Source organism: Aquitalea sp. USM4, from assembly GCF_004328945.1.
GTDB classification, from domain to species: Bacteria; Pseudomonadota; Gammaproteobacteria; order Burkholderiales; family Chromobacteriaceae; genus Aquitalea; species Aquitalea pelogenes.
In genome coordinates, this window is record NZ_CP029539.1 from 2,256,080 (window position 1) to 2,276,553 (window position 20,474).

Sequence of the window (20,474 nt, forward strand, 5' to 3'; positions counted from 1 at the left end):
CCAGATTCAGGGGGAGGACTACGGCGACGTTTGCCTGAGGAGACTGGTCGTGTGTCTTGTCGCGGGCAAACAAAAACCCCGCCGTTACGGGCGGGGTCATGCTGCTGTTGGCAGGGCTGGTAAGGCGCGATGCTTACAGGACAAAATCGCGTGAAATACCCTTGCGGCGCAGAATGCGACGCAGTTGCTCCAGTCCTTCTATCTGAATCTGACGCACGCGCTCCCGGGTCAGGTTAAGCGCAGCAGCCAGCTCTTCCAGCGTGCAGATTTCATGACCGTTCAGGCCATAGCGGCGCTCGATCACCATGCACTGCTTGTCATTGAGCTGTGCCAGCCATTCCTTGACGAAGAGTTCCAGCTGATTGTTATGCAACTGGATTTCAGGCTCTTCGTGTTGTTCATCAGGGATGGATTCACCAATGGACAGCATCGGATCAATGTCGAGCGGGGCATCCAGAGAAGCCATGCGTTCGTTCAGGTTCATCACCTTGCGCACATCTTCCACCGGTTTGCCGACATGCTGGGCAATTTCTTCCAGCGTCGGTTCACGTCCCATCTGGCTTTCCAGCTGACGGGAAGCACGCAGGTAGACGTTCAGCTCCTTGATGACATGAACCGGCAGGCGGATGGTGCGCGACTGGTTCATGATGGCCCGTTCGATACTCTGACGAATCCACCACGTTGCATAGGTTGAAAAACGGAAGCCGCGTTCCGGATCAAACTTTTCCAGCGCATGCATCAGTCCGATATTGCCCTCTTCGATCAGATCAAGCAGCGCAAGGCCGCGATTGATGTAATGTTTGGCAATATTGACCACGAGGCGCAGATTGTGCTCGATCATCTTCTGACGGGCATCAAAATCGCCGTCGACTACACGACGTGCCAGTTCCAGTTCCTGGGCTGGTGTCAGCAAGGCATTGTTTCCGATGTCGTTAAGGTAAATCTGGGTGACATCGGCCACTTCCTCGGTCACGCTCTGACGTTCGGCAGCCTCTTCGGTTTCTGCTTCAGCGGCAACGTCTTCGGCAACTTCTTCTTCAAGAACTTCCTCTTCTTCGAGGATATCGCTGTCTTGGTTCATTATTTCCCCCCGCTACGGTGGATCCTGGCAGAGGGAAATACCTCTGTTCAGGACTTGTTGTCTAGGTACTGCATCGGATCAACCGGTTTCCCGAAGCGGCGGATCTCAAAATGCAGTTTTACCTGATCGGCATCAGTATTACCCATTTCGGCAATCTTTTGCCCTTTCCTGACAGACTGGCCCTCCTTGACCATCAACTGACTGTTATGAGCGTATGCAGACAGAAAAGTCTTGTTGTGCTTGATGATGATGAGCTTCCCGTAGCCCCTCAAGCCATTTCCGCTGTAAACGACCTTGCCATCACCTGCTGCTATGACACTTTGACCTGCACGACCACTGATATCGACACCTTTATTGCTTTCCGAATAGCCGCGTATCACTTTTCCTTCGGTCGGCCAACCCCAAGCGACTGCATCTTCACTGATTGTTGCCTGAGATTTTTCTTCAATTTTGTTCTTATTTTCCGATATTGCAGCTGGAGTACTACTGTCCTTTTTGTCGGATTGACTGTTTGCGGACGTCGTCGCAGCTACTTTGGGTGGCATTGTCTTTTTATTGCCACTTCCTTCGCTCTGTTGTGCCAGTGTTTTGGCAGCTTCTTCCGAATAAGGCAGTTTGAGTGCTTTCGGATAGTTTTTGCTGCCAGCGGCAGGATTACCACTTTCAATGGTGGCTTGTTCTGGTTTTGGTTGTTCTGTTGCCGGTACCGTCGTTTGCTGTTTCAGGACGGGTTGCGGCGTGGCTTCATTGCTGGTCGGTGGCGTCAGACGTAACACCTGGCCAACCTTGATATTGTTGTCTGACAGATTATTCCATGCAGCAACATCTTTGTATTTCAAACCATTATTCAGCGAAATGCGAAACAGGTTTTCACCTGCTTGAACAACATGTGTCTTTTCTGCCGAATCATTGCCCAACTTCTTGGCAGTCAGTCCGCCGCCGCTCTTGTAGGGCGTTGCCACGGCAGTGTCTGCTGCAACCGGTGCCTGGGGCTTGCTCGCCGTGCTCGTTATCGTTGCCACCGGAGCGGGGCGGGCGGACTCAACCGGTGCCGCCTGTTGTGCCATGCTGCTGCAACCTGCCAGAACAACGGAGGTTAACGATGCGGTCAGCCAATGCTTTGAATGCTGTTTATGCATGCCTATGGATTTTATATGTCAGTTAATTGATGTTTGTAAACATTTACACTTGGTATGTGTTGTGTTTTTGCAAGAGTTAGTTACGACCGGGCAGGAGAGGTACAAACTTGACCGGGTCCAGTCTGGTCTTTTGTAAACCCTGCGTGGTCTTCTCCAGCAGCCACAAATACTGCTCGGCTTCACCGACCGGCATGATCAGCCTGCCGCCTTCTGCCAATTGTTCGACCAGTGCTTCCGGAATGTTGCGAGCCGCTGCTGTCATGATGATGCCTTCGAACGGTGCTGCTTCCGGTAGCCCGAAGTGACCATCACCGTGAACCAGCCGGGCGTGAACCAGTTTGGCTGCACGCAGATTCCGCCTTGCTTTGTCCAGCAGGGCCGAGAGTCGTTCAATCGAATACACTTCAGCCCCGGTCTTGAGTAATACGGCTGTCTGGTAGCCGCATCCCGTGCCGATTTCCAGCACCTTGCCAGGCTTGCGACCGGCAAGTAGTACTTCAGTCATGCGTGCTACGGTCAGCGGCTGCGAAATGGTCTGGCCATGACCGATGGGGAGGGATACATCGTCATAGGCGCGTGTTGCCAATGCCTGATCGACAAACAGGTGACGTGGCACATCAGACATGGCACCAAGGACACGTTCGTCCTGAATGCCGGATTGTCGCAGGCGCTCCACCATGCGTTTGCGGGTACGGTCAGACAGCATGCCATAGGCTTGGCTGTCTTGTGTCACGGATGAAGCCATGTATTGATTCCGTCCATTTGGCCAAATGCAGTTAGATCAAGCATGAGCGGAGTCAGCGAGGCATGCTTGCCTGCAATGGCCGCAAAGTCGGTGCCTGGCCCGGCATCTTGTGCCGCTCCCACCGGGCCTACCCAGTATATCGTTTCTCCACGGGGATTCTTGGCTTTGATGACCGGTTCGGCCTGATGCCGGCGCCCCAGACGGGTGACTTGCAGCGCTTGCAGCTCGTTGGCAGGGATGTCCGGGACATTGACATTGAGCAGCACGGGGCTGTTCAGTGGATGTTGTCGATGGCGTTCCAGCAGTTGTTCCACCACCAGTGCTGCAGTATCGAAGTGCTTGCCGCTATAGCCGGCCAGCGAAATGGCGATGGAGGGAATGCCCAGCAAAAAGCCTTCGCTGGCGGCGGCCACGGTGCCGGAGTAAATAGTGTCATCGCCCATGTTCGGGCCATGGTTGATACCGCTGAAGATCATGTCCGGACGGAAATCCAGCAAGCCGGTCACTGCCAGGTGAACGCAGTCGGTAGGCGTGCCATTGACATAATAAAAGCCATTGGCGGCCTGGCGGACGGTCAGGGGGCGGTCCAGGGTGAGCGAATTGCTGGCGCCGCTTCGGTCGCGTTCCGGGGCGACCACGACGACTTCGCCATGGCGTGCCAGGGTTTCCGCCAGTACCCGTATGCCGGGTGAGAAATAACCGTCGTCATTGCTGATGAGGAACTTCATGCTCTGCTTCCGGGTTGGACGCATGATTGTATCGCTGCGAGGGAGTGCTGGGAAACCATTGCAGCACATTCAGACAAAGAAAAACCCGCCGCAGCGGGTTGGTCTGATCAGGCGTAGTAGCGCTGGCTGAATTCCAGCATGCGTTCAATCGGGATGCGGGCTGCATCCATCTGTTCTGCCGTGAGGTAGTCGATGCGCAAGCCCTCGCCTTGTTGGGCGCGTTTGACTGCCTCGATGGTATTCATCTTCATGTAAGGACAGGAGTTGCACTGGCAACCGGCGTAGATGGGGGCCTGCCGCAGGTCCAGGTCGGGCCGCGCCAGACCCATGTTGTACAGGATACCGTCTTCGGTTGCGACGAAGATGACGGCCTTGCTGTCACCCTTGAAGGCTTTTACCCAGTTCAGCATGCCGGAGGTGGAGCCTACGTAATCGGCTTTTTTCAGTACCGGCAACGGGCTTTCCGGGTGGGCAATCAGGTATTTTTCACCCGTTGCGGCGGCAAATGCCTCATCCAGCGCCGCTTCGTTGAACTTGTCGTGTACTTCACACACGGCCGACCACAGCGGCATGTCGTAGCCGTATTGGTCGTTCAGGTAGCCGCCCATGTTGCGGTCCGGCGAGAAAATGACTTTTTTGCCTTCGGCATACAGGTGGGCAATGATGTCGTCCACATTGCGGCTGGTGACAATCCAGTCCGACAGTGCCTTGTGTTCCGCGCTGGAGTTGATGTACGACACATGGACATGGTCCGGGTGACGTTCACGCCATGCCTTGAGTGCAGTGACATCGGTCTGGGTGACCAGCGAACAGGTGGAACCGGCATCCGGCAGGATGACTTCGGCTTGCGGATTGAGGATTTTGGCGGTTTCGGCCATGAAACGGACACCGGCAAACACAATGATGTCGGCGTTGGCTTCCTTGGCATACAGCGACAGTTCCAGGCTATCGCCCACCTTGTCAGCCATTTGCTGGATTTCCGGCTGGGTGTAGTAGTGGGCAAGGGTGACGACGCGCTTCGTCATGATGGCTGACTCCTGCCCGCCCTGCTTCATGTTGCAGGCGAGCTGAATTGATATGTTGCGATGCAGTTCCCGTGGACTGCTGAACCGTCAAGGGTAGCAATATTGCAGTGCGATTACCACCGCCAGCTTGTGTGCGATGCGCGGATGGTGGCGGTCTTTGCTATAAAATTCATCTGAGGTGCGCTTGCCCGAGGTCAACATGAGGCGGCAAGGTCTGCGGCAGCATGTTGGTGTCATTCTGCACAGGCTGTGCTTGGCCGATCAGTCTTGTCGCGTCATGACGCATGCTCGTTTGTCCTTATTGTGCATTGCACAATACTATCGCAACATACAGGTATCAAGCTGGATTTGCCTTTGCAAGTCCATGTATTCAAACAGATCTGGCCAGAAGACTGGCTGCCCCTGGCAGCGTGTCGTGCTGGATGACTGCTGGCATTAACCCTACTGGAACCGCTTCCATGAAGCCTCACTACCTTACTCCGCTGTTTTCACCGCGCACTGTTGCTGTTGTTGGTGCCAGCGATACGCCCGGCTCCATTGGCCAGGCGGTGTTTGCCAATCTGTTGGCGGGCAATTTTCAAGGCAAGCTGTTTCCAGTCAATCTGAATCACAAGGTGGTGGGTGGCATTCCTGCCGTTCCCTCGGTACGCCTGATCGAACCGGCGGTTGACATGGCCGTGGTCTGTACAGCCATTCGTACTTTGCCGGCCATCATCAAGGATTGTGGCAAGAAGGGCATCAAGGCCGTGCTGCTGGCCAAGGAGTTTTCCGATAGCGAGCAGCTGGAGCGGGAAATCCTGAATGAGTCTGTATCAATTGCGCGCCACTATGGCATCCGTGTGCTGGGGCCGAATGTATTGGGCCTGATGCGACCGGTGGCCGGCTTCAATGCCACCAATTACACCAGTAAGGTCCGTCCGGGAAACATGGCGCTGGTGTCGCAGTCGTCAGCCCTGTGTACGGCCATGCTGGACTGGGCAGACAGCAAGGGCATCGGTTTTTCCAGTGTGATTTCGGTGGGTGAGGCGCTGGATGTCGATTTCGGCGAAATTCTGGATTACCTGGTGGCGGATAACTTCACCCAGGGCATTTTGTTGCATGTTCACCACATCCATCATGCACGCCGCTTCATGAGTGCGCTGCGTGCGGCCGCACGTACCAAGCCAGTGGTGGTGATCAAGTCGGGCCGTTATCAGGATGATGTGACCGGTGTCACCCATTCGAGCAACCTGATTGAAAGCGGTGATGTTTTCGATGCCGCGCTGTCCCGAGCCGGTGTGCTGCGCGTGTCTTCCATTGCCCAGCTGTTTACTGCGGCCAAGGTGCTGGCAGCCAATTTCCGCGTCGGCGGCAAGCGGCTGGCCATTGTCACCAACGGTATTGGCCCCGGCGTGCTGGCTGCCGACAGTGCCTATACCAATGGTGTGGAGCTGGCCAAGCTGAGCGACGCCACCATGGACCTGCTCAATAACGCCTTGCCACGCAACTGGTCGCACGGCAACCCGATCGACCTGATCGGTGATGCCAGCCCGGTGCGTTTTCGTACTGCGGTGAAGGCCTGTATCGACGACCCGAATGTCGACGGTGTGCTGGTGGTGTTCACCCCGCAGGCCGGTACCGACCACCTGACCACGGCGCAGTTGATGATTGGCTTGCAGCGCGAATCCAGCAAGCCGATGTTCCTGTCCTGGCTGGGTGATGCCAAGGTATCGGAAAGCCGCGACCTGTTTTCCAAAGCCAAGTGCGCGCATTTCCGTGCGCCGGAATACGGCATCGAGGTATTCCGCAACCTGGCTTCCTATCATTACAACCAGCAATTGCTGTTGCAGACCCCAGGGCCGCTGGAAGGCAAGCGTGAAGCACCAGACCTGCTGCGTGCCCGTGCGGTGATTGCCGGAGCCATGGCCGAAGGCCGTACCATTCTGTCCGAGCGCGAATCCAAGGAGGTGCTGGCGGCGTTCCGTATCCCGGTCAACCCCACCTTGCTGGCGCGCAGCGAAGACGAAGCCGTGGTGCTGGCCGAGCAAATCCACTACCCGGTGGTGCTGAAGATCGATTCACCGGACATCATCTACAAATCGGATGTCGGCGGTGTGGAGTTGAACATCAGTAACGAAGCCACCTTGCGCGCAGCCTTCCGCAGCATTCTGGAACGGGCACACCAGGCCATGCCAGAGGCGCGCATTGATGGGATTTCGGTACAGCCCATGCGGAAACGCCGCTTTGCGCGCGAGGTGATGGTGGGTGTGACACACGATAGCTCGTTCGGCCCGGTGATTACCTTTGGTGCCGGCGGTATTGCGGTGGAGGTCATGCATGACCGCGCGCTGTCCTTGCCGCCGCTGAACCAGTACCTGGTGGGCAGCATGATACGCAAGACCCGTATCGGCCAATTGCTGGGTGCCTTCAAGAACCTGCCGGCCGTCGACATGGAAGAGCTGGTGGATGTGCTGCTGCATGTGTCGGAGATGGTGTGCGAGCTGCCGGAACTGCGCGAGATGGACATCAACCCCTTGGTGGCGGACGAGAAGGGGGTTATTGCGCTGGATGCGCGCATCATCGTCGAACCCTTGAAGCCTGATGTGAAACGCTACGGCCACATGGCCATCATGCCTTACCCCACGCATATGGTGCGCAGTGCCACGCTGAACGATGGCATGAAGGTCATCATTCGCCCGGTGCGGCCGGAAGATGCCGAGATGCAGCAGGAGTTTGTCCGCACGCTATCGGACGAAAGCCGCTACAACCGTTATATGTCCAGCATCAAGCAGCTGTCGCAAACAATGCTGGTGCGCTTTACCCAGCTGGACTACGACCGCGAAATGGCACTGGCCATGACGTGCGAGACCGAGAACGGTGAAGAGCAGCAAGCCGTGGCCCGTTTCATTACCGATCCGGACAACGAAGGCTGCGAATTTGCGCTGGAAGTAGCAGACAAATGGCAGGGCAAGGGCATTGGCTACATCCTGATGAATGCCTTGTTCGATGCCGCCCGTGAGCAAGGGCTGACCGTGATGCGCGGTGAAGTGCTGGCCGGCAACAAGGGCATGCTCAAGCTGATGCACAAGCTGGGCTTTACCGTGGAAACCCATCCGGAAGACAGGGCGCTGACCATCGTCACCAAGATTCTTTAATGCATTGCACTCCGTGCCCTTGGCTGATTGCAGCGCCGTGGTGTGGTTTTTTTCGTCAAAGCAGGGGTCTTCTGCTGACCGATATCGGGCGGCAGGACTGGCAGGCGTATTAAGCGCTTGCAAGATAAGGGAAAAGTGCCATAGAATCGTGGGCTTTTCTACGATACCGTTTTTATCTAAGGACAATCGACAATGGTAGTGATTCGTCTGGCACGTGGCGGCGCCAAGAACCGTCCGTTCTACAACATCGTGGTGACCGATTCCCGTAACCGTCGTGACGGTCGCTTCATCGAGCGCGTTGGCTTCTACAACCCGGTAGCTAACGAGAAGGAAGAGCGCGTGCGCCTGACTTCCGATCGTCTGAACTACTGGATCGGCGTTGGTGCCCAGGTTACCGACGCTGTAGCCAAGCTGCTGAAAGAGCAGAAGGTTGCTGCCTAATCGTTCGTTGACTCAACTCGCGGACTAAGGCGCATGCGCAAGGAAGATCTCGTCTTGATGGGGTTTGTGCGTGGCGCCTTCGGTATCAAGGGCTGGATCAAGGTCCAGGCCGATACCGAATACGCTGACGGTCTGTTTGACTACCCGGTCTGGTGGCTGGGCAAGGATGACAGCTGGAAGCCGTACACATTTGAAAACGGGGCGGTGCAGCCCAAGGGCTTGTCCGTCAAGCTGCAGGGCATTGAAGATCGCGACGCGGCGGAAGCCCTGCGCGGCCTGCAAATAGCCGTTCCCCGTAGTGAATTGCCGGAAGCTGGTGCTGACGAATATTACTGGTCCGATCTGATCGGCCTGTCTGTCGTCAACCAGCAAGGTGTGGTGCTTGGCAAGGTGACCGAATTGATGGAAACCGGTGCCAACGACGTATTGGTGGTAGAAGGTGAACACGGCCAGCGGCTGATTCCCTTCGTTGGCCAGTTCGTACTGGATGTCAGTCTGGCCGAGGCCCGCATTTCAGTCGACTGGGGCCTGGATTACTGATGCATATCGATGCCATCACGCTGTTTCCGGAAATGTTCGATGCCATCGCCCGCTTTGGTGTAAGCCAGCGGGCGCTTGATCTGGGCATTTGGGATTTCCAGAAATGGAATCCACGCGATTTCACCCATGACAACTACCGCCGTGTGGACGATCGTCCTTATGGTGGTGGGCCTGGCATGCTGATGCTGATTGAACCGCTGGAGGCTGCCATTACGGCCGCCAAGGCACGTCAGCAGGCAGCAGGTGTCGAAGAGAGTCATGTTATCTACCTGTCCCCGCAAGGGCGTGCATTGACGCACGAAAAAGCGGTTGAGCTGTCCCGTCGTCCCGGTCTGATTGTGCTGTGCGGACGTTACGAAGGGGTGGACGAGCGCTTGATCGAGCGACAGGTGGACGAGGAAGTTTCCATTGGCGACTACGTGTTGTCCGGTGGCGAACTACCGGCCATGGTGCTGATGGATGCGGTCATCCGGCTGCTTCCCGGTGTTCTCAACGACGCCCAGTCTGCTTATGAAGACTCATTTGTGAACGGACTCCTTGATTGTCCGCACTATACCCGACCCGAAGACTATCAGGGCATGCGGGTGCCGGATGTACTCATGTCCGGAAATCATGCACTGATTGCTAAATGGCGGCTCAAGCAGGCGCTGGGAAGAACGTGGCAACGTCGACCAGAGCTGTTGCAGGGCCGCACTTTGACAAAACAGGAATCTCGGCTGCTGGCAGAGTACCAGCAGGAACAAGATATCCGTAAAAAACCGGAGTAACACATGGATCTGATCCAGAAACTCGAGCAAGAAGAAATCGCCCGCCTGGGCAAAACCATCCCGGAATTCGCTCCTGGCGATACCGTTGTGGTGAATGTCAAGGTAAAGGAAGGTAACCGCGAACGTCTGCAGGCTTACGAAGGTGTTGTTATCGCCAAGCGTAACCGTGGCCTGAACAGCTCTTTCATCGTGCGCAAGATGTCCGCCGGTGAAGGTGTTGAGCGTACTTTCCAGACCTACTCCCCGCTGGTGGCTTCCGTTGAAGTGAAGCGCCGTGGTGACGTACGTCGTGCCAAGCTGTACTACCTGCGTGGTCGTACCGGCAAGTCCGCACGTATCAAGGAAAAACTGCCGGCTCGCAAGCAAGGCTGATCCTGATACCGTCAGGTATGATGAAAGCGCAAGGTTCACACCTTGCGCTTTTTTTATGTCTTCTGCCAGGAAACCCTGCATGACTACGGAAAGCATAGACCGGTTTCTGGATCATCTGTGGCTGACGGATGGCTTGTCTGCCAATACCCTGGCGGCTTATCGCCGTGATCTGGCCAAAATGCAAAAACAGCTGCAAAGCGAGGACTGCGCGCTGGAATCGGCCAGCCATGTCCAGCTGCAGCAGGCCTTGTTGGCAAGTATCGAGCACGAGAAACCTGCCACGCGAGCCAGGCAGCTGTCCTGTCTGCGGCGCTATTACCAGTATCTGCTCGGGACAAAACAGCGCAATGACGACCCCAGCCTGCATCTGGATAACCCCCGGCTGGGGCAGCGGCTGCCCAAAACCCTGTCAGAAGGACAGGTTGAGCTATTGTTGCAGGCACCGGATGTGGAAACGCCGCTGGGACTGCGCGATCGGGCCATGTTTGAAGTGCTGTATGCAACCGGCTTGCGCGTGTCCGAGCTGGTGGGGCTGACGCTGCAGCAACTGGACATGGTGACGGGTTTGATCATCACCCGTGGCAAGGGTAACAAGGAGCGCATGGTGCCCTTGGGAGAAATTGCCCTGGAATGGCTGGAGCGCTACTTCAGGGAGGCCCGTGTGCTGTTGTTGGGTGGAGCGCAGTGCGATGCCGTATTTGTCACCCAGCGCAAGGCCGGGATGAGCCGGCAGATGGCCTGGCATCTGATTGCCAGCTATGCCAGTGCGCAAGGTTTGCCACCCGTTGGGCCGCACATGCTGCGACACGCCTTTGCCACCCACCTGGTGAACCATGGTGCTGACCTGCGTGTTGTACAGTTGTTACTGGGGCATTCGGATATATCGACCACGCAGATCTACACCCACGTTGCCCGCGAGCGACTCAAGCAACTGCATGCCCAGCATCATCCACGTGGCTGAGTGATGATGTCTTTGTCCGGCACAAAAAAACGCCCGCAATTGCGGGCGTTTTTGTGAGGCGATTTGGTTATCAGGCTCAGGCGGGCTCTGCTGCCAGTGCTTCGGTGTCGAATTGCAGCTCGACCACATCCTGGTCATTGATATCCACCGTAACTTCCCCGCCATGGGCCAGTCGGCCAAACAGCAGCTCGTCTGCCAGTGCCTTGCGGATGGTGTCCTGAATCAGCCGTGCCATCGGACGCGCACCCATCAGCGGGTCGAAGCCGCGTTTGGCCAGGAAGGCGCGCAAGGCATCGGTGAAGTGGATTTCCACCTTCTTGTCGCCCAACTGATGCTCAAGCTGCATCAGGAACTTGTCCACCACCTGCATGATGATCTGCTCATCCAGCATCTTGAAGGAAATGGTGGCATCCAGCCGGTTACGGAATTCCGGGCTGAACAGGCGTTTGATGTCCGCCATCTCATCTCCGGTTTCCTTGGACTGGGTAAAGCCCAGCGTCGGCTTGGACATGGCTTCGGCCCCGGCATTGGTGGTCATGATGATCACCACATTACGGAAGTCGGCCTTGCGCCCGTTGTTGTCGGTCAGGGTGCCGTGATCCATCACCTGCAACAGTACGTTGTAGATGTCCGGATGCGCCTTCTCGATTTCGTCCAGCAGCAGCACCGCATAGGGGTGCTTGTTGATGGCCTCGGTCATCTGGCCGCCCTGTTCGAAGCCGACATAGCCCGGAGGCGCACCAATCAGCCGGCTTACCGCATGGCGTTCCATGTATTCCGACATGTCGAAGCGGATCAACTCCACGCCCAGCACATAAGCCAGTTGCTTGGCTACTTCGGTCTTGCCCACACCGGTAGGGCCGGAGAACAGGAAAGAGCCGATCGGCTTGTGCGGATTGCCAAGCCCAGAGCGTGTCATCTTGATGGCGGTGGCCAGGCTTTCAATGGCCTTGTCCTGACCAAACACCACGTTCTTGAGGTCGCGCTCCAGGTTCTTCAGCACGTTCTTGTCGTCGCTGGAGACCGTCTTGGGCGGAATGCGGGCAATCTTGGCGACGATCTCTTCGATCTCTGCCTTGTTGATCACCTTCTTCTGCTTGGACTTGGGCAGAATCTTCTGTGCGGCACCTGCTTCGTCAATCACGTCGATGGCCTTGTCCGGCAGGTGACGGTCATTGATGTAGCGGGCAGACAATTCTGCAGCGGTAGACAGGGCCGACTGCGTGTACTTCACGCCATGATGTGCCTCGAAGCGCGATTTCAGGCCCTTCAGGATTTCGATGGTCTGCTCCACGGTGGGTTCAGCCACGTCGATCTTCTGGAAGCGCCGCGACAGCGCGTTATCCTTCTCGAAAATGCCGCGATACTCGTTGTAGGTGGTGGCACCAATGCAACGCAGGCTGCCGTTGGACAGGGCCGGCTTGAGCAGGTTGGAGGCATCCAGCGTGCCGCCAGAGGCCGCACCGGCACCAATCAGCGTGTGAATTTCGTCAATGAACAAGATGGCGTGCTCATCTTCGGTCAGCTGCTTGATGACTGCCTTCAGGCGCTGTTCGAAGTCACCGCGATACTTGGTGCCGGCCAGCAGAGCGCCCATGTCCAGCGCGTAGACAGTAGCCTTGGACAGCACGTCGGGCACTTCATTGTTGACGATGCGCCGGGCCAGACCTTCTGCGATGGCCGTTTTGCCCACGCCAGCCTCACCCACCAGCAAGGGGTTGTTCTTGCGGCGGCGGCAGAGGATTTGGACGGTGCGTTCCAGCTCGTGCTCACGGCCGATCAAAGGGTCGATCTTGCCGTCGCGGGCTTGCTGGTTCAGGTTCAGCGTATAGTTTTCCAGTGCGCCGCCCGGGCCGTTGCTTTGCTCCTCGCCATCGGATTCATTGTGCTGTTCACGCGATTCCGGCGGATGCTGCGGGGAGCGTTGTTTGGTGATGCCATGCGAAATGAAATTGACCACATCCAGGCGGGAAATGCCTTGCTGATGCAGGTAGTACACTGCATGTGAGTCTTTTTCGCCGAAGATGGCCACCAGAATGTTGGCACCGGTGACTTCCTTTTTGCCGGAAGACTGAACGTGCAGGATGGCGCGCTGGATAACGCGCTGGAAACCCAGTGTGGGCTGGGTTTCCACCTCGGTTTCCCCCGGAACGGTAGGTGTGTGTTCGTCAATGAAATCGCCCAGCTGCTTTTTCAGCTGGTCGAGATTGGCCCCGCAGGCCCTCAAGACATCGGCGGCGGAGGGGTTGTCGATCATGGCAAGCAGCAAGTGCTCCACGCTGATGAACTCGTGGCGCTTGCGCCTGGCGTCCATGAACGCCATATGCAGGCTTACTTCAAGCTCCTGGGCAATCATCAGTTTTCCTCCATAACGCACTGAAGCGGATGCTGGTGTGCTTTGGCAAATTGCAACACCTGTTCAACCTTGGTGGCAGCCACGTCTTTGGTATAAACGCCACACACGCCGTGACCTTGCGTATGGACTTGTAACATGACTTGGGTCGCTTTTTCCCGATTCATGTGGAACAACTGTTGCAATACTTCCACCACAAATTCCATTGGGGTGAAATCATCGTTCAATAACAACACCTTATACATCGGAGGAGGGGTGGTCCTCACCCGAGACGTCTCTTTGACGACGTCATCGCTGAACTGCGTTGGCATGTCGACTTTCAGTTAAACCGCGGTTTACTTCAATTTTGGTTCCCTCTGGCTTTTTTTCAAGGGGAGCGTGCGAATTCCTTCAGGGGCTTGACGCTATCACAATGGTTGCGTAGAAATGCTGTCAGGTGCTTGGCTTAGCTGTTTGGCATTGTCGGATAAGCCGCAATGGGCAGCAGGCTTTAAGTTGTTCGGCCTCACCAGCCATCGTCAATCAAGGAAGTAACATGTCAATTGGTACCGTTAAGTGGTTCAACGACGCTAAAGGCTTTGGCTTTATTACCCCGGATGAGGGTGGTGAAGACCTGTTTGCCCATTTCTCCGCCATCAACATGCAAGGCTTCAAGACCCTGAAAGAGGGTCAACGCGTAAGCTTTGACATTGTTAGCGGCCCGAAAGGCAAGCAAGCGTCGAACATCCAGGCTGCCTGATCAGGCAGAGGATGTGCCAGGATTGCCAGGCACGCTGATCTGACCGGTCAACGTCCCGACAGCTTCAAACAGAACCCCGCCAGTTGGCGGGTTTTGTTTTTCATGCATTGTTGCGTGCACAGGCGCTGCCGCTGGCGTCCGGTTGCCACTGAGACCAGAGGGCAAGCAAGGTGATGCTGCCAACCAGTGACAGGCACAACCAGGGCAAGGCGGGCAGCTGCCACTGGTGCGATGCATCCAGCAGCCAGCCGCCGCCGACATAGCCCAGTGCTCCGCCTACAGCCAGCCCCACCCGGCTGCAACCCAGATAGCTGGCGCGGGCGTGTGGACGCGCCAGGCTGGCAACATGGGTCTCCCGCGCCGGTTCCATGATGATGGAGCCGACAAAGAACAACCCCAGTACGCTGAATGCGGCCAATGGATGCGTCACATTGCTCATGACGGCCAGGCTCAGGCTCATCAGGCCAAGTCCGATCAGCATGCGCTGCTCGCGGCGCAGGTGACGTTCGCCCCAGCGTGCCAACGGGTAGAGCAGGCTGAGTGACAGACAGGTTTCCAGCGTGTACATCCAGCCGACGGCCTGGTAGCTGCCGGTGAGTTGCTTGATGGTGACGGGAACCAGCAGCATGACCTGCACCGCAAGCATGTAATAGCCGCTCAAGGTCAGTACAAAGCGCATATAGCTGCGGTCTTGCAGAACCACGCGCATGGATTGCCAGGGCGATGCGGTACCGGTGGCAACCCGGTAGGGCGGTAGCAGCAAGGCATTGACCAAGGCCGCCAGAACAAAAATGGCGGTGCCCGCCAGACCAACCCAGCGGAAGTCAAACTGTAGCAGCCAGCTGCCCAGCAAGGCGGCAGCAACTGCACCTGCACTGTCCTGCATCATCAGCAGGGCGTAGAAATGCGGGCGGTGCCGTGCCAGTACCAGCTTGGCCACCAGTGCGGTGCGGGGTGGGTCGAACAGGGTGCCGCCCAGGCCGGAGAGCAGGCAGGACAGGTAAAGCAGCCAGGGGGCATGTGCGATGGCCATGCAGGCGAAGCCCGCTGCGCGCAGCAACATGCCGGAGACGATCAGCGGCTTGGCGCCAAAGCGATCGGCCAGCGAGCCGCCAAACAAGCCCAGACCTTGCTGCATGAACTGGCGTAGTGCCAGTGCCAGCCCGACCGTGCTGGCACTCCAGCCCAGCTGATCGACGAAGTGCAGGCTGATCAGCGGAAACACCATGAAAAAACCGAATATCACCAGCAGGTTGTCCAGCAGGATGAAAGCCTTGCCAAGCTTGCGGGCACGCTGTGCGGATGCCATGTCTTCTCCTCATTCGAACAGCATTCTAGGGAGGCATCCTGCTATTATGTAAGTCTATTTCTCCTCATATTTCATATCGGTTTTGATTATGTCTGTTGCCTTGTCTGATCTGGAGCTTCTACTGGATGTGGCCGAACTGGGCAGCTTCAGCCAGGCGGCGGCCAAACGGGGCTGGTCCCAGCCGCAGGTCAGCCAGCGCATCGGTTTGCTGGAGCAGCACTGGGGTGTCACCCTGTTTACCCGTCATCGGCGTGGTGCCGTGGCCACCAATGCCTGCGAGGCTTTTCTGGAGTCTGCCCGTCAGTCGCTGACGGTTTACCGGCAAGGTCTGGATGCCATGCAGGGCACGCCGGCGGTACGGCGTATCCGCCTGTCCTGTCTGCCATCGCTGACCTCTCCGGTGTTTGGTCCCTTGCTGATGAAACTGGCGGACGCACCGATGGAAATCCGCTGCAATACCGATCACTCCCAGCAAATCATGCAGGATTTGCTGACTGGCCAGGTTGAGGTGGGATTTGTACTGAAATGCCCGGCCATGGCAGGCATCCAGATGGAGTTGCTGTGGCGCTCACCGATTGTTCCGGTGGTGGCTGCCAGTCATCCCCTGGCAGCTGCTGGCGGGGTGCTGGCACTGGCTGATATTGCCCGGCACCGTATTGCGCCCCAGTTCTGGGGGGATGAGTGTGAGAGCCTGATCCAGCAGATTCGCATGCTGCGACAGCTGCCCAGCCCGATACATGCGGTGCAACCGGCATCTGCCGCGCGCGAGCTGGTGCTGCGTCATGGTTTTGTGTCCTTCATGCCGGAGTTGTCGATCAAGGCTGATTTGCAGGATGGCACGCTGGTCCGCCTGTGTGTGCCAGAACTGCCGGCCTGGCACTGGGAAGTGATGATGGCCTGGCGTGCCGGCAAGCGGGTGGATGCAGCCAAGGCACAGGTGCTGGATGCTGCGAGGGCGCTGGTGGCCGGCTGATACGCACAAGGCCCGCTGCAGCGGGCCTTGTCGGGGGATGATGTGGAGAGGGGTTACATGCGGGCAATCATGGCATCGCCGAATTCCGAGCAGGATACTTCGGTAGCGCCGTCCATCAGGCGGGCAAAGTCGTAGGTGACCTGCTTGTCGGCAATGGCTGCTTCCATGGACCGGATCACCAGATCCGCCGCTTCCACCCAGCCCAGATGGCGCAGCATCATTTCCGCCGACAGAATCAGCGAGCCGGGGTTGACCTTGTCCAGGCCGGCATATTTGGGTGCCGTTCCGTGGGTGGCTTCAAAGCAGGCGTAGTGGTCGGAAATATTGGCTCCCGGTGCTATGCCGATGCCGCCAACCTGGGCAGCCAGTGCATCCGAGATGTAGTCGCCGTTGAGGTTGGTGGTGGCAATCACATCGTATTCGGCCGGACGCAGCAGGATTTGTTGCAGGAAGGCATCGGCAATGGCGTCCTTGACGATGATTTCCCGGCCGGTATTGGGGTTGTTGAATTTGCACCACGGGCCACCATCAATCGGCTCGGCCCCGAATTCCTTGCGGGCCAGCGCATAGGCCGTATCACGGAAGTTACCTTCGGTGAACTTCATGATATTGCCCTTGTGGACAATGGTGAGGCTCTTGCGGTCGTTGGCGATGGTGTAGTTGAGCGCAGCGCGCACCAGTCGCTCGGTTCCTTCCACCGAGATGGGCTTGATGCCGATACCAGAGCTGTCCGGGAAGCGGATTTTCTTCACGCCCATTTCGTTTTGCAAAAAGGCGATCACCTTTTTCACCGCATCCGAACCGGCCTGCCATTCAATCCCGGCATAAATGTCTTCGGTGTTCTCGCGAAAGATCACCATATTGACCAGTTCCGGGTGCTTGAGCGGGGATGGCACGCCCTGGAAATACTGTACCGGGCGCACGCACTGGTATAAATCCAGTTCCTGGCGCAGGGCGACATTGAGCGAGCGGATGCCGCCGCCGACCGGAGTGGTCATCGGTCCCTTGATGGAGACCGAATATTCTTTCAGCGCATCGAAGGTTTCCTTGGGCAGCCATTCGTCCGGGCCATACAGCCGGGTGGATTTTTCCCCCGCATACACTTCCATCCAGTGGATTTTCCTGCGCCCGGCATAGGCCTTTGCCACGGCAGCGTCGATGACCTTGATCATCACCGGAGTGATGTCGATCCCGATGCCATCCCCTTCAATAAAGGGAATGATGGGGTTGTCCGGAATGGCCTGTCCCGGAATGATTTTCTGTCCTTCAGCCGGAACCTTGATATGGGACGCACTCATTGTTGTTCTCTCCTTGTCACAGGGTAGGGACTGCCGGGTTCAGCAGTGTTTTCCACTCACTCAGCCTAGACCTTGGCGTGGCTGTTGCAGAGAAAGATCAGACAAATTTATTGGCCGATGGTTGACGCATGGCGGCATGACAATAAAAAAGCGCCAGGAGGAATCCTGGCGCTGGTGTGGTGCTACCGACCGTGAAGGCCGGTAAACGGACTTAGGCGTGAACGCTCTTCAGTGCGGCATTGAAGGTGCTGCTCGGGCACATTACAGCCTGGCACTTGGCTGCATCGGGCAGGTAGTAGCCACCGATATCTGCCGGTTTGCCTTGCACGGCTTTCAGTTCGGCAATGATTTGCGCTTCCTGCTCGGCCAGTTGCTTGGCCAGCGGGGCAAACTGGGTTTGCAGCTCCAGGTCTTCGGTCTGGTTGGCCAGCGCCTCGGCCCAGTAGCTGGCCAGGTAGTACTGGCTGCCACGGTTGTCCAGCTCGCCAGTGCGGCGCGACGGGGACTTGTCGTTGTCCAGCAGCTTGCCGGTGGCGGCATCCAGCGTCTTGGCCAGAATCTTGGCCTTGTTGTTGCCGGTCTTGATGCCCAGTTCTTCCAGCGAAACGGCCAGAGCGAGGAACTCACCCAGCGAATCCCAGCGCAGGTGGTTTTCTTCCAGCAGCTGCTGTACGTGTTTCGGAGCCGAACCACCGGCACCGGTTTCGTACATGCCGCCGCCAGCCATCAGCGGTACGATGGACAGCATCTTGGCCGAGGTGCCCAGTTCCATGATGGGGAACAGGTCGGTCAGGTAGTCGCGCAGGATGTTGCCGGTGACCGAGATAGTGTCCAGACCGCGGGCAACGCGTTCCAGGGTGAAACGCATGGCGCGGACTTGCGACATGATGTGGATTTCCAGACCGCTGGTGTCGTAATCCTTCAGGTAGGTTTCTACCTTCTTGATCAGTTCCTTTTCGTGCGGACGGTACGGGTCCAGCCAGAACACTGCCGGCATGCCGGAGTTGCGGGCGCGGGTCACGGCCAGCTTCACCCAGTCGCGGATCGGTGCGTCCTTCACCTGGCACATGCGCCAGATGTCACCGGCTTCCACGTTCTGGCTCAGCAGGACTTCGCCGGTGGCCAGGTCAACGATGTTGGCCACGCCGTCTTCAGCGATTTCAAAGGTCTTGTCGTGCGAACCGTATTCTTCTGCCTTTTGCGCCATCAGGCCCACATTGGGCACGGTGCCCATGGTGCGCGGGTCGAAGTTGCCGTGCCATTTGCAGAAGTTGATCATCTCCTGATAGATACGGGCAAAGGTGGATTCCGGCATCACGGCCTTGCAGTCGGCCGGCTTGCCATCGGCACCCCACATCTTGCCACCGCCACGGATCATGGCCGGCATGGAGGCATCGACAATCACGTCGTTGGGCGAGTGGAAGTTGGTGATGCCCTTGGCGGAGTCCACCATGGCCAGACGCGGACGGTGTTCCTGGCAGGCGTGCAGGTCGCGGATGATTTCTTCGCGCTTGGTGGCCGGCAGGGTCTCGATCTTTTCGTACAGATTGGCCATGCCGTTGTTCACGTTCACGCCCAGCTCTTCAAACAGCTTGCCGTGTTTCTCGAAGGCGTCCTTGTAGTAAATCTTGACGCAGTGACCGAACACGATGGGGTGGGACACCTTCATCATGGTGGCTTTCACGTGCAGCGAGAACAGGATGCCGGATTCACGGCAGTCTTCCATTTCGCGCTCGTAGAATTCGCACAGTGCCTTCTTGCTCATGAACATGGAGTCGATGATTTCACCGGCCTGCAGGGCAAGCTTGGGCTTGAGCACGATGGTCTGGCCGCTCTTGGTGGTCAGTTCCATTTTCACGTCACGGGCCTTGTCCAGGGTCATGGACTTTTCGCCGTGGTAGAAGTCGCCATGGTGCATGTGGGAAACATGGGTTTGCGACCATTGTTTCCACTCGCCCATGGAGTGCGGGTGTTTCTTGGCGTAATTCTTCACTGCCAGCGGGGCGCGGCGGTCGGAGTTGCCTTCACGCAGCACCGGGTTCACGGCTGAACCCAGACACTTGGCGTAGCGTGCCTTCAAGGCGTGATCGGCGTCGGTGGTGGGCAGTTCAGGGTAGTCCGGCAGGGCGTAGCCCTTGGATTGCAGTTCCTTGATGCAGGCAATCAGCTGCGAAACCGAAGCACTGATGTTCGGCAGCTTGATGATGTTGGTGTCCGGGTCCTGGGTCAGCTTGCCCAGTTCGCTCAGCGTATCCGGTACTTTTTGCTCGTCGGTCAGGTATTCGGGGAATTCGGCCAGTACGCGGGCGGCGACGGAGATGTCGGCAGTTTCAATATTGATGCCGGCGCTGCCGGTAAAGGTACGGATGACTGGCAGGAAGGCGCTGGTGGCCAGCGCAGGTGCTTCGTCGGTCAGGGTGTAGATGATGGTCGGCTGTTCCGAAGGCATTGCTCTATCTCCAATGATTATTTTGACGTCAGAACGACTGCGCGAGGCGGCTTTCGCACACCGGGGGATGTTCCGCTAGGCGCGTGGAAAGATACTGCATGATGCAACCGTGCTGCCCGTTGGTCGCAATGACCTTAGCGTGGCAGCATGGCCTTCAACTTGCGGCTGTCTTTTCGGAAGTGAATTATACCCCTCAAATGTTCGCACTGTTTGTAAGTATCCGAACTTTGCCCTTGCGACTGGCCAAACGCGTGTTCGAATGTGAATTTTACGCACCGGTGCTGTGAGTTGCAGTCCACAGCATAGTTCCATGTTCCGGTTTTTGCTGTCCTCCTTTGTCGCAGTGAGTGCTTTGCCTGGGACAACGCGGCAAGTTGCGGAATGGTGGCATGACCAGTGCTGGCGCTCCTTGGTATCATC

At 57.3% G+C, this 20,474-nt stretch carries 18 protein-coding genes; 8 read left to right on the top strand and 10 right to left on the bottom strand.

Going from position 1 to position 20,474, the window contains the following annotated elements; translation table 11 throughout:
• Positions 1-133: 133 nt before the first annotated feature.
• From rpoS to nadA, 5 genes are all read right to left on the bottom strand, one after another.
• Positions 134-1,081 (bottom strand): RNA polymerase sigma factor RpoS, encoded by a 948-nt coding sequence (gene rpoS, locus DKK66_RS10510; protein WP_131357831.1) that lies wholly within the window; start codon positions 1,079-1,081, stop codon positions 134-136.
• A gap of 47 nt (positions 1,082-1,128) precedes the next feature.
• On the bottom strand, positions 1,129-2,220 hold the full coding sequence (locus DKK66_RS10515; protein WP_242673475.1) for a peptidoglycan DD-metalloendopeptidase family protein: 1,092 nt from the start codon (positions 2,218-2,220) through the stop codon (positions 1,129-1,131).
• 76 nt (positions 2,221-2,296) lie between these two features.
• Positions 2,297-2,965 (bottom strand): protein-L-isoaspartate(D-aspartate) O-methyltransferase, encoded by a 669-nt coding sequence (locus DKK66_RS10520; RefSeq protein WP_045846604.1) that lies wholly within the window; start codon positions 2,963-2,965, stop codon positions 2,297-2,299.
• A complete protein-coding gene (surE, locus tag DKK66_RS10525; RefSeq protein ID WP_131357835.1) occupies positions 2,950-3,693 on the bottom strand; it encodes a 5'/3'-nucleotidase SurE in 744 nt (247 codons plus the stop codon). The genes DKK66_RS10520 and surE overlap by 16 nt, the downstream gene beginning before the upstream one ends.
• Positions 3,694-3,800: 107 nt before the next feature.
• Positions 3,801-4,718 carry a quinolinate synthase NadA gene (gene nadA / locus DKK66_RS10530; protein WP_131357837.1) on the bottom strand — a complete coding sequence of 306 codons (918 nt, stop codon included), beginning with the start codon at positions 4,716-4,718 and terminating at the stop codon, positions 3,801-3,803.
• A gap of 458 nt (positions 4,719-5,176) precedes the next feature.
• Between nadA and DKK66_RS10535 the strand changes: the two genes are divergently transcribed.
• From DKK66_RS10535 to xerD, 6 genes are all read left to right on the top strand, one after another.
• On the top strand, positions 5,177-7,852 hold the full coding sequence (locus DKK66_RS10535; protein WP_131357840.1) for a bifunctional acetate--CoA ligase family protein/GNAT family N-acetyltransferase: 2,676 nt from the start codon (positions 5,177-5,179) through the stop codon (positions 7,850-7,852).
• 192 nt (positions 7,853-8,044) lie between these two features.
• A complete protein-coding gene (rpsP, locus tag DKK66_RS10540) occupies positions 8,045-8,293 on the top strand; it encodes a 30S ribosomal protein S16 (RefSeq protein WP_045846601.1) in 249 nt (82 codons plus the stop codon).
• A gap of 33 nt (positions 8,294-8,326) precedes the next feature.
• Positions 8,327-8,833 carry a ribosome maturation factor RimM gene (gene rimM, locus DKK66_RS10545; protein WP_131357843.1) on the top strand — a complete coding sequence of 169 codons (507 nt, stop codon included), beginning with the start codon at positions 8,327-8,329 and terminating at the stop codon, positions 8,831-8,833.
• Positions 8,833-9,600 carry a tRNA (guanosine(37)-N1)-methyltransferase TrmD gene (gene trmD / locus DKK66_RS10550; protein WP_062789100.1) on the top strand — a complete coding sequence of 256 codons (768 nt, stop codon included), beginning with the start codon at positions 8,833-8,835 and terminating at the stop codon, positions 9,598-9,600. Before rimM ends, trmD begins: the two co-directional genes overlap by 1 nt.
• A gap of 3 nt (positions 9,601-9,603) precedes the next feature.
• Positions 9,604-9,972 (top strand): 50S ribosomal protein L19, encoded by a 369-nt coding sequence (rplS, locus tag DKK66_RS10555; RefSeq protein ID WP_045846598.1) that lies wholly within the window; start codon positions 9,604-9,606, stop codon positions 9,970-9,972.
• Positions 9,973-10,027: 55 nt separating this feature from the next.
• On the top strand, positions 10,028-10,933 hold the full coding sequence (gene xerD, locus DKK66_RS10560; RefSeq protein ID WP_165494153.1) for a site-specific tyrosine recombinase XerD: 906 nt from the start codon (positions 10,028-10,030) through the stop codon (positions 10,931-10,933).
• A 76-nt stretch (positions 10,934-11,009) separates the two neighbouring features.
• On the opposite strand, the gene clpA is transcribed toward xerD, so the two are convergent.
• Positions 11,010-13,289: an ATP-dependent Clp protease ATP-binding subunit ClpA gene (gene clpA, locus DKK66_RS10565; protein WP_045846597.1), complete on the bottom strand. Its 2,280-nt coding sequence runs from the start codon at positions 13,287-13,289 to the stop codon at positions 11,010-11,012.
• A complete protein-coding gene (clpS, locus tag DKK66_RS10570) occupies positions 13,289-13,597 on the bottom strand; it encodes an ATP-dependent Clp protease adapter ClpS (RefSeq protein ID WP_045846596.1) in 309 nt (102 codons plus the stop codon). Before clpS ends, clpA begins: the two co-directional genes overlap by 1 nt.
• Before the next feature lie 224 nt (positions 13,598-13,821).
• Here clpS and DKK66_RS10575 point away from each other — a divergent pair, with 224 nt between their 5' ends.
• Positions 13,822-14,025: a cold-shock protein gene (locus tag DKK66_RS10575; protein ID WP_045846595.1), complete on the top strand. Its 204-nt coding sequence runs from the start codon at positions 13,822-13,824 to the stop codon at positions 14,023-14,025.
• Between the two features lie 100 nt (positions 14,026-14,125).
• Here DKK66_RS10575 and mdtH read toward each other — a convergent pair whose 3' ends face one another.
• Positions 14,126-15,334: a multidrug efflux MFS transporter MdtH gene (gene mdtH / locus DKK66_RS10580; RefSeq protein WP_131357849.1), complete on the bottom strand. Its 1,209-nt coding sequence runs from the start codon at positions 15,332-15,334 to the stop codon at positions 14,126-14,128.
• 88 nt (positions 15,335-15,422) lie between these two features.
• Here mdtH and DKK66_RS10585 point away from each other — a divergent pair, with 88 nt between their 5' ends.
• The gene (locus tag DKK66_RS10585) at positions 15,423-16,307 is read left to right on the top strand and encodes a LysR family transcriptional regulator (RefSeq protein WP_045846593.1); all 885 of its coding nucleotides are present in this window, start codon (positions 15,423-15,425) and stop codon (positions 16,305-16,307) included.
• Positions 16,308-16,360: 53 nt separating this feature from the next.
• Here DKK66_RS10585 and icd read toward each other — a convergent pair whose 3' ends face one another.
• Together icd and DKK66_RS10595 are read right to left on the bottom strand one after the other, a co-directional pair.
• Positions 16,361-17,605, bottom strand: coding sequence for an NADP-dependent isocitrate dehydrogenase (gene icd / locus DKK66_RS10590; RefSeq protein ID WP_045846592.1), 1,245 nt, complete (start codon positions 17,603-17,605; stop codon positions 16,361-16,363).
• A 211-nt stretch (positions 17,606-17,816) separates the two neighbouring features.
• Positions 17,817-20,054 carry an NADP-dependent isocitrate dehydrogenase gene (locus DKK66_RS10595; RefSeq protein ID WP_131357852.1) on the bottom strand — a complete coding sequence of 746 codons (2,238 nt, stop codon included), beginning with the start codon at positions 20,052-20,054 and terminating at the stop codon, positions 17,817-17,819.
• Positions 20,055-20,474: the final 420 nt, after the last annotated feature.

Coding starts and splice junctions, on each gene's coding strand:
- rpoS (WP_131357831.1), bottom strand. CDS start 1,081: ATGAACCAAGACAGCGATATCCTCGAAGAAGAGGAAGTTCTTGAAGAA.
- DKK66_RS10515 (WP_242673475.1), bottom strand. CDS start 2,220: ATGCATAAACAGCATTCAAAGCATTGGCTGACCGCATCGTTAACCTCC.
- DKK66_RS10520 (WP_045846604.1), bottom strand. CDS start 2,965: ATGGCTTCATCCGTGACACAAGACAGCCAAGCCTATGGCATGCTGTCT.
- surE (WP_131357835.1), bottom strand. CDS start 3,693: ATGAAGTTCCTCATCAGCAATGACGACGGTTATTTCTCACCCGGCATA.
- nadA (WP_131357837.1), bottom strand. CDS start 4,718: ATGACGAAGCGCGTCGTCACCCTTGCCCACTACTACACCCAGCCGGAA.
- DKK66_RS10535 (WP_131357840.1), top strand. CDS start 5,177: ATGAAGCCTCACTACCTTACTCCGCTGTTTTCACCGCGCACTGTTGCT.
- rpsP (WP_045846601.1), top strand. CDS start 8,045: ATGGTAGTGATTCGTCTGGCACGTGGCGGCGCCAAGAACCGTCCGTTC.
- rimM (WP_131357843.1), top strand. CDS start 8,327: ATGCGCAAGGAAGATCTCGTCTTGATGGGGTTTGTGCGTGGCGCCTTC.
- trmD (WP_062789100.1), top strand. CDS start 8,833: ATGCATATCGATGCCATCACGCTGTTTCCGGAAATGTTCGATGCCATC.
- rplS (WP_045846598.1), top strand. CDS start 9,604: ATGGATCTGATCCAGAAACTCGAGCAAGAAGAAATCGCCCGCCTGGGC.
- xerD (WP_165494153.1), top strand. CDS start 10,028: ATGTCTTCTGCCAGGAAACCCTGCATGACTACGGAAAGCATAGACCGG.
- clpA (WP_045846597.1), bottom strand. CDS start 13,289: ATGATTGCCCAGGAGCTTGAAGTAAGCCTGCATATGGCGTTCATGGAC.
- clpS (WP_045846596.1), bottom strand. CDS start 13,597: ATGCCAACGCAGTTCAGCGATGACGTCGTCAAAGAGACGTCTCGGGTG.
- DKK66_RS10575 (WP_045846595.1), top strand. CDS start 13,822: ATGTCAATTGGTACCGTTAAGTGGTTCAACGACGCTAAAGGCTTTGGC.
- mdtH (WP_131357849.1), bottom strand. CDS start 15,334: ATGGCATCCGCACAGCGTGCCCGCAAGCTTGGCAAGGCTTTCATCCTG.
- DKK66_RS10585 (WP_045846593.1), top strand. CDS start 15,423: ATGTCTGTTGCCTTGTCTGATCTGGAGCTTCTACTGGATGTGGCCGAA.
- icd (WP_045846592.1), bottom strand. CDS start 17,605: ATGAGTGCGTCCCATATCAAGGTTCCGGCTGAAGGACAGAAAATCATT.
- DKK66_RS10595 (WP_131357852.1), bottom strand. CDS start 20,054: ATGCCTTCGGAACAGCCGACCATCATCTACACCCTGACCGACGAAGCA.